The sequence below is a fragment of the Providencia sp. PROV261 genome (genome assembly GCF_028477945.1).
In the GTDB taxonomy this organism is placed as follows: domain Bacteria; phylum Pseudomonadota; class Gammaproteobacteria; order Enterobacterales; family Enterobacteriaceae; genus Providencia; species Providencia stuartii.
This window is the reverse complement of sequence record NZ_JAMPMC010000040.1, coordinates 18262-34884: the sequence shown is the minus strand read 5'-3', so window position 1 is coordinate 34884 and position 16623 is coordinate 18262. Positions and strand designations below refer to the sequence as shown.

The 16623-nt window shown below is 39.3% G+C and carries 15 protein-coding genes; 3 read left to right on the top strand and 12 right to left on the bottom strand.

What is annotated here, in order from left to right; translation table 11 throughout:
• The 5 genes from PR675_RS18225 to PR675_RS18205 form a co-directional block, all read right to left on the bottom strand.
• Window positions 1–220: fimbrial biogenesis chaperone (locus tag PR675_RS18225; protein WP_272582855.1), on the bottom strand; the 220-nt coding region annotated here is incomplete at its 3' end.
• 53 nt (window positions 221–273) lie between these two features.
• Complete coding sequence (locus PR675_RS18220) at window positions 274–843, bottom strand: fimbrial protein (RefSeq protein ID WP_004925932.1); 570 nt, start codon at window positions 841–843, stop codon at window positions 274–276.
• Window positions 844–858: 15 nt separating this feature from the next.
• A complete protein-coding gene (locus PR675_RS18215) occupies window positions 859–1428 on the bottom strand; it encodes a fimbrial protein (protein WP_104873037.1) in 570 nt (189 codons plus the stop codon).
• Complete coding sequence (locus PR675_RS18210) at window positions 1412–2158, bottom strand: fimbrial biogenesis chaperone (RefSeq protein ID WP_004925930.1); 747 nt, start codon at window positions 2156–2158, stop codon at window positions 1412–1414. Before PR675_RS18210 ends, PR675_RS18215 begins: the two co-directional genes overlap by 17 nt.
• Window positions 2159–2238: 80 nt before the next feature.
• Window positions 2239–2796, bottom strand: coding sequence for a fimbrial protein (locus PR675_RS18205; RefSeq protein ID WP_004925927.1), 558 nt, complete (start codon window positions 2794–2796; stop codon window positions 2239–2241).
• Window positions 2797–4932: 2136 nt separating this feature from the next.
• On the opposite strand from PR675_RS18205, the gene zur reads away from it, so the two are divergent.
• Window positions 4933–5448 (top strand): zinc uptake transcriptional repressor Zur, encoded by a 516-nt coding sequence (gene zur / locus PR675_RS18200; protein WP_004925923.1) that lies wholly within the window; start codon window positions 4933–4935, stop codon window positions 5446–5448.
• Between the two features lie 166 nt (window positions 5449–5614).
• Here zur and lexA read toward each other — a convergent pair whose 3' ends face one another.
• Entirely contained in the window at window positions 5615–6238 is a 624-nt protein-coding gene (gene lexA, locus PR675_RS18195; RefSeq protein WP_004925920.1) for a transcriptional repressor LexA, read from the bottom strand.
• Between the two features lie 136 nt (window positions 6239–6374).
• Window positions 6375–6749: a diacylglycerol kinase gene (locus PR675_RS18190; RefSeq protein WP_004925918.1), complete on the bottom strand. Its 375-nt coding sequence runs from the start codon at window positions 6747–6749 to the stop codon at window positions 6375–6377.
• A 126-nt stretch (window positions 6750–6875) separates the two neighbouring features.
• On the opposite strand from PR675_RS18190, the gene plsB reads away from it, so the two are divergent.
• A complete protein-coding gene (gene plsB / locus PR675_RS18185; RefSeq protein WP_014656931.1) occupies window positions 6876–9344 on the top strand; it encodes a glycerol-3-phosphate 1-O-acyltransferase PlsB in 2469 nt (822 codons plus the stop codon).
• Window positions 9345–9487: 143 nt separating this feature from the next.
• Here plsB and ubiA read toward each other — a convergent pair whose 3' ends face one another.
• From ubiA to pgi, 3 genes are all read right to left on the bottom strand, one after another.
• On the bottom strand, window positions 9488–10342 hold the full coding sequence (ubiA, locus tag PR675_RS18180; protein ID WP_169342289.1) for a 4-hydroxybenzoate octaprenyltransferase: 855 nt from the start codon (window positions 10340–10342) through the stop codon (window positions 9488–9490).
• Between the two features lie 33 nt (window positions 10343–10375).
• Window positions 10376–10882, bottom strand: coding sequence for a chorismate lyase (gene ubiC / locus PR675_RS18175; RefSeq protein WP_004925912.1), 507 nt, complete (start codon window positions 10880–10882; stop codon window positions 10376–10378).
• A 259-nt stretch (window positions 10883–11141) separates the two neighbouring features.
• A complete protein-coding gene (gene pgi / locus PR675_RS18170) occupies window positions 11142–12788 on the bottom strand; it encodes a glucose-6-phosphate isomerase (protein ID WP_004925910.1) in 1647 nt (548 codons plus the stop codon).
• Window positions 12789–13052: 264 nt separating this feature from the next.
• Between pgi and lysC the strand changes: the two genes are divergently transcribed.
• Window positions 13053–14429: a lysine-sensitive aspartokinase 3 gene (lysC, locus tag PR675_RS18165; RefSeq protein ID WP_004925907.1), complete on the top strand. Its 1377-nt coding sequence runs from the start codon at window positions 13053–13055 to the stop codon at window positions 14427–14429.
• Between the two features lie 53 nt (window positions 14430–14482).
• On the opposite strand, the gene PR675_RS18160 is transcribed toward lysC, so the two are convergent.
• Window positions 14483–15100: a LysE family translocator gene (locus tag PR675_RS18160; RefSeq protein ID WP_060560900.1), complete on the bottom strand. Its 618-nt coding sequence runs from the start codon at window positions 15098–15100 to the stop codon at window positions 14483–14485.
• Window positions 15097–16578, bottom strand: coding sequence for a tetratricopeptide repeat protein (locus PR675_RS18155; protein ID WP_060560899.1), 1482 nt, complete (start codon window positions 16576–16578; stop codon window positions 15097–15099). The genes PR675_RS18160 and PR675_RS18155 overlap by 4 nt, the downstream gene beginning before the upstream one ends.
• Window positions 16579–16623 lie beyond the last annotated feature (45 nt).

Below are 16623 nucleotides of genomic sequence, written 5' to 3'. Positions count from 1 at the left end.
TTACTGAGTATCCACTATTAGCTTCGACTCTAAATAAAGGAGGTAAAACAATAAAATTATTATTCTGAGATTTTTTATCCTCGCCCAACATTGTTGTTTGAACAATGAGTGGATGATTCGAGTCATTTATAAGTTGAATATCTTGACTCACATCCTTATGTGAAAAAATAATTCTACTTTTATTTAGAGATATTCCATTCGCGAATACGCTGGATGTCATCAGTAATGCTATCAAGAACAGTATTTTTTTAAACATTAGAAAAACCAATTTAGTTAGTCAACCATATAAGTTAACGTGAACGTTGACTTGAATTGACCAATGTTTGCGTCAGATGCACAGTCTTTAACCCCATTCTTGCACATTAAATAGGCATAAAACTGTTTTTCCATGACATTTTCTTGAATATTGGTCCAAATTTTGTTTTTATTTTTATCAAAAAAGACATCATCAGCTTGCGTAGCTGTTTCTTTATCACTGATTCTTATAGCAAAAGTTCTCTCACCAGGATCATCTAAGAATCCATTATTTTCAACAACATAGTTACCATCTAAAGTAATATAATTATTAGCAAAGTCATTATTTTTACACTCCGCTAATTTAATCGAAAAAGGTAATTTAACTTTTCCCTCAGCGGAATCAGACTTTAATCTTGCCAAAGCGATTGAACCAAAATCAATGACATTCTGTGAAGTACCTTCAATAAGGATATCACATGTATTTTTAGGTACAGTCACATTAAATTCTATGTCTACCCCTTCTTTATCCTTTGCATTTGCATTTCCAAATAACATACACACGCCTAAAGTAACCGCAAATATAAGATTATTTCTCTTAAAATTCATTATAATAATTCCTTATTATGGTTGCTCTAACGTAATATCTATAGAGGAAAGCAACTCTCCAGGTTTTAAAGAACTTTCACCATCTAATTTAACCACACTAACTTCGAATAAATTTTCTGCTTTACCATTCCCTTTTATAGTAAAAGGTACATGTTCTGATTTTGAAAGTTCAACTATTTTGCAACTGGACTCATCGTCTTTACAAGACCATAATACAAACGCTGCATTTGTTATATTATTAGTAGGATAGATTTTATTCATGCTATTAACTTCAGTACCACTGCCCGAAGTTATTTTCATCAGATATGGTACACCCGCATTTCCATTAGAAAAATCAAAGCTATCACATTCATAACCAAATAAAAATTGCTTCACATGCGTTTTATCTGTAACAGCTTCTTTTATTGTGTTGGTCTGTATCGGTAAATTGAAAGTAACATCTAATGTAGGAGAGACAACTTTACAAGAGCCTTTAATGATATTACCTTTAACTTCAAATTTAACTGCATTTGCAACGCTATTAAAACCCAATAAAAACGGTAACGCTAGGCAACCAAGTTTGATGTATTTAAAGTATTTGGCCATCATATTTCTCCTCGCCACCTAGATCATTAATTACAACCCATGTAGCTTGCTTATTATTCAAACCTCCACCGACTGTATAGCTATAAGAACTATATGGCGCAATCATGGTATTCTTTTTCTGTAGGCTTAAACTGACCTTTTTTCCACCAACCACTAATCTATTTAGATTTATGTAGTAAGGAGAGTTATTTTCAACTACTACACCTGATGGAGAGGATTTGATCACTAACTTCTTATATGCATCTTCTATTGATATAGGTAAATTATTAGGACGATAGAATAATTTTATAATATTATTATAGCCAATATTGATACCCGCACCTGTTGCTGGTCCATTAGTTGAGGGGATCATAGTGCCTGTAAAGTAAAAAACTGTTTCTCTATCTACTGGTAGGCTATGAGGCTGTATAAATATTCTAATATCTTGGCTTTTTTTACTATCAACTTTAACTAAAGGTGGATAAATTGCGAAAGGAACATTTTTACCACCGTTCTCTTGGGTTATAGCAAATTTAGCAAGATAGTTAATACTCGTATTATTTCTTGCACTAATAGAAATGCTTTCTTCTCCTTGAGAATAGACTAATCTTGTAGCATTTAACCCTACTCCACCATTCGCAAATGACTGCGCGGAAATAAATGGTAAAATAAAAACAAACAGTAAAATTAACAATCGCAGATTATCTATCGAAAAATTCAAATTTCTTTGTTTTAGTTTTATTGTTTGCATTATCTAAACCTACATTTTCCATCTTCAATAATAAGAGGCTGTAAATAGCCTCTTATGCCATTATCTAAACTTTATCAGTATTAGTTATAAGATACAGAGAAAGTAACTGGTACGTTTAATGTATCAGGAGCAACACCTACTTGAGTCAGTAAAAGTTTAGCCAATACAGGAATTGTAGTGCTACCGTTAACATCTACAGCGTTAGAGAATTTCAGCTCTGTGTCTACGTTTGGTTTGATATCTTTACCACCTGAAGATAATGCAACTGCTAAAGATTTAGCACCTGTGTTTGCAAAATACTCTGGGAATAGTGGAGATTCTTTACCTTCTGCATGAACGAAAATAGCTGCATCTTCTGCTGCTGCTTTAGAACAGTTAGTCAGGATCAGGTTGAAGTTTTTATCTGAACCTAATTGGTCTTTAACATTCTTACCATTAGTTTGGTCAAGAGTAAAAGTACCCCAATCAATTACAGAACCTTCCGCAGTTGAAGCTACATCACAAGAAGCCGCACGTAATTGAGCTTTGAAACGTACTTCAGTGCTTTTTTTACCTACTTCACCAGCAGCTAATGCTGAACCAGCTACCATTGAACTTGCTAATACTGCGATTGTTACTAGTTTCTTGTTGAATAACATTTTAAATACCTCTGTATTTATAACATGTAGTAGTGAAAGACATTGTTATTTAATGTTCAAATTTAAATTCGTTACATCCTTGTAAATCCAGTCCTAAAATTTTGAATATAAACTTGAATAATCAGCATTAGCCTATTTAGCTAACACCATTAGGGTTAAAAAAATCCTTTTAATCCCCTTTTTAAAGGCAAGTCAAAAAAATTGACTCTAAAAAAGGCACTACCCTTTCTACTTACATACTCAAAAACACATATTAAGTAGTCGTATTTTTACGGTTCTAGTGACTCTTGAATTTAACTTATTGTTAGCTTTCAGCTATCCAGTAATAGACTCCTGAGCACCGCCTATAGTAAAAAATAAAAATACTATTCCTATAAAGGAAAGTGACGGCCAATATAGAAATAGCTATATGGATAAAATTTTCAACCTAGTTAATTAGTCATTTCATTAACTATTAACTAGACAAAGATAATAGCCAACATCAGGAACATATTTAATGTTAGGAGTTTTCTTATATTTGGAAGATATCAAAATCTTTATCTAATTGCGTTTTCTCTAAAAGCAAAACGTAGTAGCATAATTATCTTTTTCAATATGAAGAATATTTCCAAACATCCTCATCAACTGGTTCCAATATTACCGCAACAATATCTTTTGTCAAAAACACAACAAAAAAGCATTACAAACAAAATATAATATTTACAAACACCAAGACAAAAGCACAAACAACCACAAAAGCTAAAAAATCATATTTTTAGCCATCAAAATTGGATTAATTTATATTTATAAAAGGTAAATAATTTATAAAAATTTACATTTGTATCCATTTGTTTGAAATAATTTCATTACATATAAAACTATAAAAAAGGAATATGCTGAAATAAAATTCTATATTTTATAATCTAACAATACTTAACACCAATTTACACACAAAAGAAGATAATTAATCTATGTGGTTGAATTGTTGTAAGATAAGTCTTAATTGACATTCACCCCAAATGTAACAGTTCTTTACTTTTCATGTCATCCGCTTTGAGTGTAATGATTACCCTTTGGTTTTATTTAGAATTTCACCAAGTGGCTATTTTTTAATTAAACTTACGGCATTACTTTACTTAGATACAAAGATGTATCTCCACTCAAGAGAATAATTTTTCAATAGCAATGTTCTATCTCTAATCGTTACCTTTAAAAAACCATGATAATCCTAAACATATCAACGCTGTTCTCCTATATAGATAGGGGAAACATGCCTCATATGCAGTCGCTTAGCAGTGAACGATGATATTCCTTTATCTAAGGGTGAAGTGAGAGAATATAAAGATATTCATCTATAAAGAAGAGATAGAAGTATTTCAAAGACTTCTCGCGGTATGAGTTTATAACTAGAAAAATAAAGTGATATGAAACTCAAGATTTATTTTTGATTATGTGGGTCGCGGGCAGTGAAACAATATTCGCTAAATAAATACATTAGAATATATAACTAAGTAAATACTACTCTATTTATGCCTCTACTAATTTTTTATTACAAATTAATTATCCACTAATGAAGTTTATTGATATTGCAGACGACCTTTTAACTATTCATAAAAAGACACTCCCCATAATAGCCTAGTGATTGTTGCTTCTATTGACGAAAAAATACTTACAAAGTACCTTAAGTCACAAATTATCGCTTTATTTTAATTAAATAAGACATCTTAAATAGAATATTTAACCGCTATTGAGATACAAAAAACAAAATGCATAATTTTAAATTTTACACCTTAATTTTATAAGGTTAATGACCGTAGACGGTTATAGCATCCCAAAATCGGCAGTTTTGTGCCGTTTACCGATAAACATCGGTCTAACAGAAAAGCCTAGCCTAAAGCCTCACAATTACTGACGGTTAAGAAAAACGCCCAAACTGTGTTATGACAATTAACCTCAAGCGATACATTTAAAATGTAATATGACTCTATTTTTGTCCGATATTGCGGATTAAAATTTTCATTCTTGTTTTTGATAAATAAATATTTTTCTCTATGTTAGCCCTTTTGCTCTCTTCTTATTTCCATCTCTATCTGCAATGAAGTTATGGTAAACTTGTTTACAACAGCAATTTTCAGTTTTGATGTAAGGTCAATTACCATGAAAAAAATGAGTGAAGATAAACTGCTAGTGATGGCCGAAAAAATTTGCCAATCAAGAGGCGTTCGGCTCACACCGCAAAGAGAAACTGTTTTACGCCTGATTGCACAGCAACATGGCGCAATCAGTGCTTATGACTTATTAGATTTATTAAGAGAGGTAGAGCCTCAAGCAAAACCACCAACGATTTATAGAGGCTTAGAGTTCTTAATAGAGCAAGGGTTTATTCATAAAATAGAATCAACAAATAGTTATGTTATCTGTCACCATTTCGATAACCCGAGTCATATCTCAGTAATGTTGATTTGTGATCATTGCGGAAGTGTCACAGAGAGTGATTGCACAACAATTGAAACAGCAATTATGTCTCTTGCAAACAGCCACCAATTTCACCTGAGACACACAGTGGTAGAAAATCATGGATTATGTCATGAATGTTACGAACTCAGCACTTGCCAGGATCATGAACATTGTGAACACAACCATGAGCAACCCGTTATCACAAAGAAGAAATAAGAAGTGGCGTAGAATTACTGCTGATAGTAGGTACTTGCTGAGGGAGCACTTAAATAGAGTGGCAGACTTTTTATCTAATTTAATAACCTAGTGACAAACCTAGGTTGATATTAGAAAACAGTAAAATCTGCCAGCAATATTTTGAAGGGTGGTTATAAGACCAATATTAACACCAATCACCATTGCGAATCACACCTACCGCTAATCCTTCAATAGTGAAATTTTGTTGACGTAAATCGACAATAATAGGTGCAAACTCTGGGTTTTCGGCGATTAACTCAACGCGGTTACCTTGTTGCTTAAAGCGTTTTACCGTAACCTCATCTTCAATACGCGCCACAACCACTTGCCCATTACGGACATCTTGTGTTTTATGAACAGCTAACAGGTCACCATCCATAATCCCGATATCTTTCATCGACATCCCATTAACACGCAATAAAAAGTCAGCATGTGGTTTGAATAGCTCAGGATCAACCTGATAATGACTTTCAATATGCTCTTGCGCTAATAAAGGTTCGCCGGCAGCGACACGCCCAATTAAAGGTAGCCCCTGAATTTCAGGATCATTTTCTTCTTCAAGCAGTAAACGGATACCACGAGAAGCCCCTGAAACAATCTCTATCACCCCTTTACGAGCTAAGGCCTTAAGATGCTCTTCTGCCGCATTAGGCGAACGAAAACCAAGGCTTGCTGCTATTTCAGCACGTGTAGGTGGCATACCCGTCTGAGAAATGTGATCGCGCACCAGATCATAAACTTGCTGTTGTCTAGCGGTCAGTGCTTTCATTTCGTTCCCCTGTTTGTTTATACAGTCAGACTGTGAGTATATACAGGTAAATGAAGATTTGAAACACTTAAATCACTCGAATGCCATATTTGCCAGTAATCTCACCGATAATCGCTCTGTTTTCGATAATTTCTGACTAGCCAACGAAATAATGCTGCCACAATATCGTCGCCCAAATAACTAAAGCTAACCCAATCGTGATAAACACAGCCGCCGAGCCAATATCTTTCGCTCGTCCAGACAACTCATGATATTCACTTCCTACACGATCCACGACCGCCTCTATTGCACTGTTAATTAATTCTACGATAGCGACCAGTACAACAGAGCTAATCAATAATAATCGGTCGATATAGCTAACATCCAGCCATAACGCGATAATGACAGCAAGTATTGCCGCAACGGATTCTTGCCGAAATGCAGCCTCATTGACCCAAGCTGCTTTCAACCCTTTAAGGGAGTAACCCGCAGCCTTAATTACACGCGTAAATCCCTTAGTTTGGTTTGCCATATTTATTCCTCAAAATTACAAAACAATAATCATTTTTTGCGGTCAAAGTTAATTGTCAGTAACAGATTTGCCAGTTGATTTCTGGTATGCTTGCGAAGCATTGTTAACAAGAGGCTATAATCATTTATGTCACTATGGCGTAAAATATATTACAACACGTTGAATTTACCACTTAAATTACTGGTAAAGAGCAAACTCGTTCCAACGGACCCTATTTCAGAACTTGAATTGGACACCAGTCGGCCCACATTATATGTGCTGCCATATCATTCTAAATCTGACCTTTTAACATTACGTCACCAATGCTTATCTATCGGCCTACCTGATCCTTTGGTCGATAATGACATTAATGGCACTAAATTACCGGCTTACGTCTTTATTGATGATGGCCCTAGAGTATTTCGTTATTATTCTCCTAATCCACGTAAAGAATCGGTGAAGGTATTCCATGCCTACTTAGATTTGCATCGTAGTAATCCGAATCTTGATATCCAAATGCTACCGGCTTCTGTCATGTTCGGTCGCTCTCCTGGGCGTGAAGGGCATACACCGGCGCCGCCATTGCGTTTACTTAACGGTATTCAAAAGTTCTTTGCCATAATCTGGCTTGGGCGAGATAGCTTTGTTCGCTTTTCCCCTCCAGTGTCGATGGGCTTGATGGCGCAAGAACATGGCACAGATACTATTATTGCGAATAAACTTGCACGGGTCGCGCGTATTCACTATTCACGCCAACGCCTTGCTGCTGTTGGCCCTAAATTGCCTGTTCGCCAAGAGCTATTCAATAAGCTGCTGACCTCAAAAGCCATTGAAAAGGCGGTTGAAGACGAAGCCCGTAGCAAAAAAATTCCACTGAAGAAAGCTCAGCAAAATGCCGTCAATATGATGGAAGAAATTGCCGCTAACTTCTCTTATGAAGCGATACGTCTTACTGACCGAGTGTTAAGTTGGACTTGGAACCGCTTATATCAAGGGATCAACGTTCAGCATGCCGAGCGGGTTCGCCAATTGGCGCAAGATGGTCATGAAATCGTTTATGTGCCTTCTCATCGCAGCCACATGGATTACTTGCTGCTGTCATACGTTTTATATCATCAAGGCTTAGTTCCTCCTCATATCGCGGCAGGTATCAACTTGAATTTCTGGCCAGCGGGGCCTATTTTCCGTCACCTCGGCGCTTTCTTTATTCGTCGAACCTTTAAAGGTAATAAACTCTATTCAACCGTATTCCGTGAGTACCTCAGTGAATTATTTGCGCGGGGTTACTCTATTGAATATTTTGTTGAAGGTGGCCGCTCCCGTACAGGCCGTTTACTTCAGCCAAAAACAGGTACCTTGTCGATGACGCTACAAGCGATGCTACGTGGCGACTCTCGTCCTATTACGATCGTGCCCGTTTATATTGGCTATGAAAATGTTCTGGAAGTGGGAACCTATGCCAAAGAGCTACGTGGTGCTGAAAAAGAGAAAGAAGGCTTCTTTTCGATGGTTCGCGGCCTACGTAAATTACGTAACTTAGGCCAAGGCTATGTGAATTTTGGTCAGCCTATTTCACTCTCTCAATATCTCACAAAACGTGTACCTGATTGGCGCGACTCGATTGACCCTATCGAACCTCAGCGCCCGAGTTGGTTAAACCCAATCGTCAGTGGGCTAGCAGATCACATTATGGTCAATATTAATAATGCTGCGGCAGCTAACGCTATCAACCTGTGCTCAACGGCATTACTTGCGTCGCGCCAACGTTCATTAACGCGTGAGCAACTTATTGAGCAAGTCGATTGTTACCTACAGTTATTGCGTAATGTTCCTTATACGGCTGATGCAACAACACCAAATAAAACAGCGGAGCAATTGTTAGAACATGCTTTGCAGATGGATAAGTTTGAAGTCGAAAAAGATAGTATGGGAGACATTATCATTCTTCCTCGTGAGAATGCCGTTCTCATGACCTATTATCGTAATAACATTCATCACTTATTGGTGTTGCCATCACTGATCTCGAGCATTGTGCTCCATCATGAAAGTATTAGCCGCCAAGATATCCACTATCAAGTAGGGCAAATTTACCCCTTCCTCAAAGCTGAACTGTTTATGCGTTTTGATAGTGGCTCTTTGGTTGACGTCGTTGATACCTTAATTGATGAGCTAAATAACCAGAAATTAGTGTGCTTAAAAGAAGACGATATTGTCATTCTTAATCCACGTCGTATACGCCCATTACAGTTGCTCGCAGCAGGTGTTCGCGAAACCTTACAGCGCTATGCGATTACGCTTTCTTTACTCAATGCGAGTCCAGAAATTAGCCGTAATACATTAGAAAAAGAGAGCCGCATGCTAGCTCAACGTCTTTCTGTGCTGCACGGTATTAACGCTCCTGAATTCTTCGATAAAGCGGTCTTTTCAATCTTAGTCGAAACGCTACGGGAAGAAGGCTACATTGATAATGATGAAAACGACATTTTCACGGCCAATGCGAAAAAACTCTATGCGGTTATTTCGCGTTTAATGTCGCCAGAAATTCGTTTGACTATCGAGAGCGTGAGTCAACCAGAGGAGCGCGCTACTGAGACAGAAAAATCAAAAGAAGACTAACTTTTAAGTCTAAAGAAACCAAAAGGGGGAATGCAATTCATGTTCCCCCTTATAAACAAAATCCCACGTTAAAAACGTAGGGTCGTCAGTACGTAAAAGGGGTAATGTGCTTCACATTACCCCTTTACTATTCCACAAATGGTTTACAAGTAACTTAAGAAAATCCCAATAAATAAGATCAATCCAACATAGTTATTATTTAAAAAGGCTTTAAAACACGGTGCTCGTTCCCTATCTACCATTAATTTTTGTTGGTAAATAAACAGCAATGCCGATAGTGATAGTGCGATATAGTACACCGCTCCTAAATCAGCCAATGAACCCACTAACACCAATAAAACAATCATCACGATCTGTAAAATACCAATAATCAGCTTGTCATATTGGCCAAACAGTATCGCTGTTGATTTAACGCCGATTTTTAAATCATCATTGCGGTCAACCATCGCATACTGGGTATCATAAATCACGGACCACAAGATATTGACCAAAAACAGTACCCAGCACACCAATGGTAACGATTCACTGACAGCAGAGAAGCCCATCGGGATAGACCAACCAAATGCGGCACCTAAAACAACTTGAGGTAAATGGCTGACTCGCTTAACAAAAGGATAAATCCACGCCAAAGCTAATCCGGCAACAGATAGCCAGATAGTCATTGAATTTAGCGTCAGTACCAATAAAAATGAGAGACCAACGAGGCTAGCGAATAAAATTTTTGCTTCTTTTTCTGTCACATCACCACTGGGCAATGGGCGGTGTTTCGTTCGCTCAACATGGCCATCAAAGTGACGGTCTGCGAAATCGTTAATCACGCATCCGGCTGCACGCATCAAGAAAACGCCCGCCGTAAAGACAATAAGAATATGTAAACTCGGTATACTTTGAGCGGCAATCCACAACGCCCAATAGGTTGGCCATAACAATAATAGCGACCCTATCGGCCTATCAATACGCATCAAACGGCTGTAGGCATGCCATTTACTTAGCGCCATACTTCCCTCCATTTGTTGTGCTCCTTTTATTTTTTATCTTTTATATGCAGGTGATTCAGGTAAAAACAGTTCGGTTAATAATAAAGGTTTTTCAGATAATCTTAATAGAGAGCGGCGGATCCATCGCAAATTTTGCTGCCCTATATGAATATAATCACGGGAAAGATTATCATGGCTAAAGAGATAACGCCCTAACGGTACAGCACCGATATCAATAAGTTTCCGGTCTTCACCAGTCAATGTCTCCTGTGGAATTAACGTTCGTCCAAGTAACCATGGAATATTATCACCATACATAATGACTTCACGTAACCAATAATATTCACTGACAGGTAAACACGCCGCTTCTTCTTCGCTCAATGCCTCTTGAGTCACATAACGTTGCGTATAAGGAACAACCGTGACACGTTGGCAATGCTGCTCTAAGCGTTTTGTCATCGACCCTAGTTCATGTAGCCAATCTAAAACATTTTCAGGAACAAGGTCATCATCTTCTGATAGCCATGTTATCGGGTGAGAGATAAAAAGCGTTTCATCCATTACTCATCATTCCACCACTATACTGTGTGGTTTTGTATCATATTGGTTCTTAGCATGAAGGATATCACGTTGCCTTGCGATAAGGTTAAAGTTAGCTAACAAATTAGTTAAAAAATCACAAATCCCACATGAATTGTAAAATTTTCTTAAAATAATTTTTAACGCTAATGAGTCATACACACAAAATGATCAAGTAGAAATGATTAAATAGCGACAGCCTGCCATTATGGCAGGCTGTGAAAGGTAGCTATGACGCTTATCAACGCCAAGCTTTATAACGATTAATTAGCCCATTAGTTGAGCTATCATGGCTGCTGATTTCGTCTTTACTTTCTAACTCAGGCAAAATTCGGCTCGCCAATTGCTTCCCAAGCTCTACACCCCATTGGTCAAAGGTGAAAATATTCAGAATTGCCCCTTGCGTGAAGATCTTATGTTCATACATCGCAATGAGTGCACCTAATGAATAAGGTGTGATCTCTTTAAGCAAGATTGAGTTTGTTGGGCGGTTACCTTCAAACACTTTATAAGGAGCAACATACTCCATATCCGCAGGGTTTTTACCTTGAGCCGCAAATTCCGCATCAACAACTTCACGCGTCTTACCAAATGCCAACGCTTCCGTTTGAGCAAAGAAATTCGACAGTAATTTATCGTGATGATCACCGAGTGGATTATGCGTTACTGCTGGCGCAATAAAATCACAAGGGATCATTTTAGTTCCTTGATGGATCAATTGATAAAAGGCATGTTGGCCGTTTGTGCCCGGTTCACCCCAAATAATTGGCCCCGTTTGATAAGAAACTTTGTTGCCATTACGGTCAATATACTTACCATTTGACTCCATATTTCCTTGTTGGAAATAAGCGGCAAAACGGTGCATATATTGATCATATGGCAGAATCGCTTCAGTTTCCGACTCAAAAAAGTTGTTATACCAAATGCCAATTAAGCCAAGGAGAACAGGAATATTCTTTTCAAAAGCCGTTTGGGTAAAGTGCTTATCCATTGCATGAGCCCCTTCGAGGAGCTGAACAAAATTGTCATAACCCACAGACAAGATAATGGATAGGCCAATCGCTGACCATAATGAATAACGGCCACCAACCCAATCCCAAAACTCAAACATATTTGCCGTATCAATACCGAACTTCGCGACTTGCTCACTATTGGTTGACAGTGCCACGAAATGTTTTGCGATATGCTGTTCATCTTTCGCTTGTGCGAGCAACCAATCACGCGCTGAATGCGCATTCGTCATGGTTTCTTGCGTCGTGAAGGTTTTTGATGCGATTAAAAACAGAGTTGTTTCTGGATTTAAAACTTTCAACGTTTCCGCTATCTGCGTGCCATCAACGTTAGAAACAAAGTGCATATTTAAGTGATTTTTATAAGGGCGTAGCGCTTCGGTGACCATAAATGGACCAAGATCTGAGCCACCGATACCGATATTCACCACATCCGTGATAGCCTTGCCAGTATACCCTTTCCACTCGCCATTAATAATGCGCTCACTAAATTGATGCATCTTTTCTAAGACCGCGTTGACATCTGGCATCACATCTTTGCCATCAACATAAATCGGTGTATTGTCACGGTTACGTAGTGCGATATGCAATACAGCACGATCTTCGGTACGGTTAATTTTTTCACCACTGAACATACTATTCATTGCGCTTTTTAGCTGAGTCTCTTCAGCTAATGCGAATAATTTATCCAATGTTTCTTGAGTAATTCGGTTTTTGGAGTAGTCCACCAAAATTTGGTCGTCAAATGTCGCGGAAAATTTGGTAAAGCGATCATTGTCTTGTTTGAACAGGTCGCGCATATGGGTATCTTTCATTTGCGCAAAATGTTGCTCTAGCGCCCGCCATGCTGCCGTTTGGCTTGGATTAATACTATTCATGGATAACACTCTCCAAAATATTTGAAATAAAAATAATTGTAACTCGCCGAGTCATCTTGACCTATCACTTTCCTGCGTTCTTGCAATCCTTATGATATTGGGCAATTTTTTGCAATTTTTCCAGAGCTTATTACAGCCATCGGGAAAAGCGATAATAAATTAGTCATCATTAGAATTACTGATTTGCATCGATTCTTCATTGACGGCATCGGCCTAACCCGATATTTCTATATAAAAAATAGATTGCCAAAAGGGATTGATACCATGAATGCAGTAGCCTCTTTGCCAGAAAATAATCCGTACGTTATCGCCAAATTTGGGGGGACAAGTGTCGCTAATTTTGAAGCCATGAACAAAAGTGCAGACGTTGTTCTTTCGAACAATAATGTCCGCGTAGTGGTACTTTCTGCTTCTGCGGGTATCACTAATTTGTTGATAGAGCTTGCCGAAGGTTGCGATGCCGACAAACGTAATCAGCTACTGCAAAAAGTTAAAGAGATCCAATATGCGATTATTGATCATTTACAACATGCGGAAGTAATTCGCGAAGAGATTAATCGTTTATTAGATAATATTGCTCATTTGGCAGATTCCGCTTCTCTGGCAACTTCCGATGCGCTCACCGATGAAATGGTGAGTCACGGTGAACTTATGTCGACTTTGCTGTTTGTTGAAGTCCTCCGCCAGCGTGGGGCTAACTCACAATGGTTTGATGTGCGCAAAGTAATGAAAACAAATGCAAACTTTGGTCGCGCTGAACCCGACCTTTTGCAATTAAAAGAGTCGGCCCAACAACACTTGCTCCCTCGCCTACAGGGTTCTTTAGTCATTACACAAGGTTTTATTGGGCAAGATAGCAAAGGACGCACAACAACACTTGGCCGTGGCGGTAGCGATTATACCGCGGCATTATTGGCTGAAGTTCTCAATTTAGCACGTGTTGATATCTGGACAGACGTTCCTGGTATTTACACGACAGATCCACGCGTCGTACCCGCAGCACAGCGTATCGATGAAATTGCTTTTGACGAAGCCGCAGAAATGGCAACGTTTGGCGCTAAAATATTGCATCCAGCAACGCTATTACCTGCGGTACGTGCTGGGATCCCTGTTTTTGTTGGCTCCAGTAAAGAGCCACAAGCTGGCGGAACCTTAGTGTGTGATAAAACCGCGAATGCCCCTCAATTTAGAGCGTTAGCACTGCGCCGTAAACAAACACTGCTCACGTTACATAGCCTAAAAATGCTGCATGCTCGAGGCTTCTTGGCTGAAATATTCACGATTTTATTACGTCACAATATTTCCGTTGACTTGATCACCACATCCGAGGTGAGCGTAGCCCTCACATTAGACACCACTGGCTCTACGGGTACAAATGGTAGCTTACTCACCAACGCACTGATGACAGAGCTATCAGCGCTATGCCGCGTAGAAGTAGAAGAAAATTTAGCGCTAGTGGCCATCATTGGGAACGAACTGTCGCAAGTAAATGGCCTCGGCAAACAAATTTTTGGGGCGCTAGAATCCTTCAATATCCGAATGATCAGCTACGGTGCCAGCAGCCATAATATCTGCCTACTGGTACCAGGTAATGACGCGGAAGAGATAGTGCGCACTCTGCATTCAAATCTATTTGAATAACGGCTCACTTTCCTGAGAAGACAGGCGCTCTTAGATAAAGGGCGCCTTTGACTTTATCGGCGAGAGAAAGCTAATTTAGCCGCGAACATAATAAAAATTAGCCCTGTTGTTCTGTCCATCCAGCGAATTACCGCCGGTTTTTTAAATAATGTCGATAGGGGGCGGGTAGCACCAATCAACAAGCCACTCCAAATAATCCCTAAAATGACATGGATCCCCACCAGCAAAAATGTCCACATCACTACATCTTTTCCGGCAGGGATAAATTGCGGTAAAAATGAGACATAGAAAATACCTACTTTTGGGTTAAGTAAATTGCCCAAAAAGCCTCGCATAAACCAATTTTGTTGCTTGGTGGATGTCGCGTTATCACCTGAAAAATGGTTTCTCGGTTTCAATAGCATTTGAACACCAAGCCAACACAAATAGGCAGCACCACACCATTTTAAAATAGAGTAAGCGAGTTCAGAGGCGGCAATCAGTGCGCCTAAACCAAAGGCTACCATAGCCCCCCACGCCAAACACCCTAACCCAATTCCTGCCGCGGCGGTAAAGGCCGTTCGTGTTCCCTGAACCGTTGATGTTCTTAAAATTAGTGCGGTATCAATACCCGGTGTTATTGTTAGCAATGTTGCCGCGAGTACATATGCGACCATCAATTCAGCTATCATTCATCACCCCCCTTTATCTTAGCCATCGCCTTTTGTACATTTGCCGTGTACTCCAACATCGCTGCTGTCACCGCTGCATTCTCTTTTAACAACCTTAAATTTTTTTGTGCTGTTTTATCATCCTGCTGACTCGCCCGCTCAAACCACATGATGGCTCGAAAGATATTTTTATCGCCACCAAGACCCTTGGCATACATGACGGCAAGGTTATTTTGTGCATCGCTGAGGCCTTGAAACGCGGATTGTTGCCATAATTCCCGCGCTCTTCGCGCATCTTGTTTTACCCCATTTCCCGTTAAGTAAAAAATGGCCAATTGATTTTTTGATTGGATATCATCCTGCTCTGAGGCTTGTAGCCAACTCACCACTTTTTGAATATCTATCTCAGGGAGTTGCCCTGCAATATACAATTCAGCGAGTTTTGTTTGTGCTTCGACAATATCATCCTCGGCCATGCTCATATACCATTCAATGGCTTTTCCATGATTGGCTTTGACACCGCCTAACCCTTTTTCGTAAAACTCCGCGACTTTCATTGCAGCAGGAACAGAACCATTATTGGCGCCTAGCAAATACCACTCAAAGGCACTGCCAAGATCTTTGCCTACACCATCACCCTCTTCATAGCCCCGCCCCATCACAAACAGTGCATCTGTATACCCCTGTGATGCAGCACGCTTATACCAATACATCGCTTGATACGGGTTCTTTTCAATCAAACGGTGGCCTTCATAATAGAGATCCCCCATATTCATTTGGGCAATTGCTGAACCCATATTTGCTGCTTGTCGATACAAATCAATGGCTTTTTCCTCGTCCTGCTGAACGCCTTCACCCTTTTCATATAAGACAGCTAAGTTATTGACTGCCGCAGCCACTCCCTGCTGTGCACTCTTTTCATACCACATTTTGGCTTTTTGATAATCAACCTCACCGTCTAAGCCATCGTAATAAAACATGCCTAACGCCAATTGGCTATACGCGCCCCCTTGTTCGGCGGACTTCATATACCATGCTTTAGCTTGTTTATAATCTTGCTCCAAGCCTAAGCCACGCTCATACAAAAAACCTAAACTATATTGGCAATCAGGGTCACCCTTTTCTGCACCTTTCCGATACCAGCGCACTGCCTCTGCATATTTTTGCTGCTGTTGTGCTAAAAGCCCTAAATAATAGTCACCATCGGCACTGCCGCGATCAGAGACTTTTTTAAACCAAATGAAAGCCTTATCTGCATCAGGAGATAAATAATCAGTACCATCCATATAAACAAGGCCAATACCGAGCATGGCATCAATATCACCAGACTCAGCTTCTTTTAATTTATGAGTAAACTCGACAGGAAGGTTTTCAGGGGGTGTGGCAAGAGAAGCTGGCGGTTGCTGTTTTCCTTGTACCGATAATGTTTCCTTGGAATTAGCCTGCACAAAAGCAGCACTGCCTAAACAAAGCAAAAATATTAAGGGTCGTAAATTCATTCAATCAATCCATTCGCCAGCATTATGCTTATAACATAACACTCC

Excerpts from the sequence above, each read along its gene's own strand:
- PR675_RS18220 (WP_004925932.1), bottom strand. The coding sequence starts at position 843 with ATGAATTTTAAGAGAAATAATCTTATATTTGCGGTTACTTTAGGCGTG.
- PR675_RS18215 (WP_104873037.1), bottom strand. The coding sequence starts at position 1,428 with ATGGCCAAATACTTTAAATACATCAAACTTGGTTGCCTAGCGTTACCG.
- PR675_RS18210 (WP_004925930.1), bottom strand. The coding sequence starts at position 2,158 with ATGCAAACAATAAAACTAAAACAAAGAAATTTGAATTTTTCGATAGAT.
- PR675_RS18205 (WP_004925927.1), bottom strand. The coding sequence starts at position 2,796 with ATGTTATTCAACAAGAAACTAGTAACAATCGCAGTATTAGCAAGTTCA.
- zur (WP_004925923.1), top strand. The coding sequence starts at position 4,933 with ATGAAAAAAATGAGTGAAGATAAACTGCTAGTGATGGCCGAAAAAATT.
- lexA (WP_004925920.1), bottom strand. The coding sequence starts at position 6,238 with ATGAAAGCACTGACCGCTAGACAACAGCAAGTTTATGATCTGGTGCGC.
- PR675_RS18190 (WP_004925918.1), bottom strand. The coding sequence starts at position 6,749 with ATGGCAAACCAAACTAAGGGATTTACGCGTGTAATTAAGGCTGCGGGT.
- plsB (WP_014656931.1), top strand. The coding sequence starts at position 6,876 with ATGTCACTATGGCGTAAAATATATTACAACACGTTGAATTTACCACTT.
- ubiA (WP_169342289.1), bottom strand. The coding sequence starts at position 10,342 with ATGGCGCTAAGTAAATGGCATGCCTACAGCCGTTTGATGCGTATTGAT.
- ubiC (WP_004925912.1), bottom strand. The coding sequence starts at position 10,882 with ATGGATGAAACGCTTTTTATCTCTCACCCGATAACATGGCTATCAGAA.
- pgi (WP_004925910.1), bottom strand. The coding sequence starts at position 12,788 with ATGAATAGTATTAATCCAAGCCAAACGGCAGCATGGCGGGCGCTAGAG.
- lysC (WP_004925907.1), top strand. The coding sequence starts at position 13,053 with ATGAATGCAGTAGCCTCTTTGCCAGAAAATAATCCGTACGTTATCGCC.
- PR675_RS18160 (WP_060560900.1), bottom strand. The coding sequence starts at position 15,100 with ATGATAGCTGAATTGATGGTCGCATATGTACTCGCGGCAACATTGCTA.
- PR675_RS18155 (WP_060560899.1), bottom strand. The coding sequence starts at position 16,578 with ATGAATTTACGACCCTTAATATTTTTGCTTTGTTTAGGCAGTGCTGCT.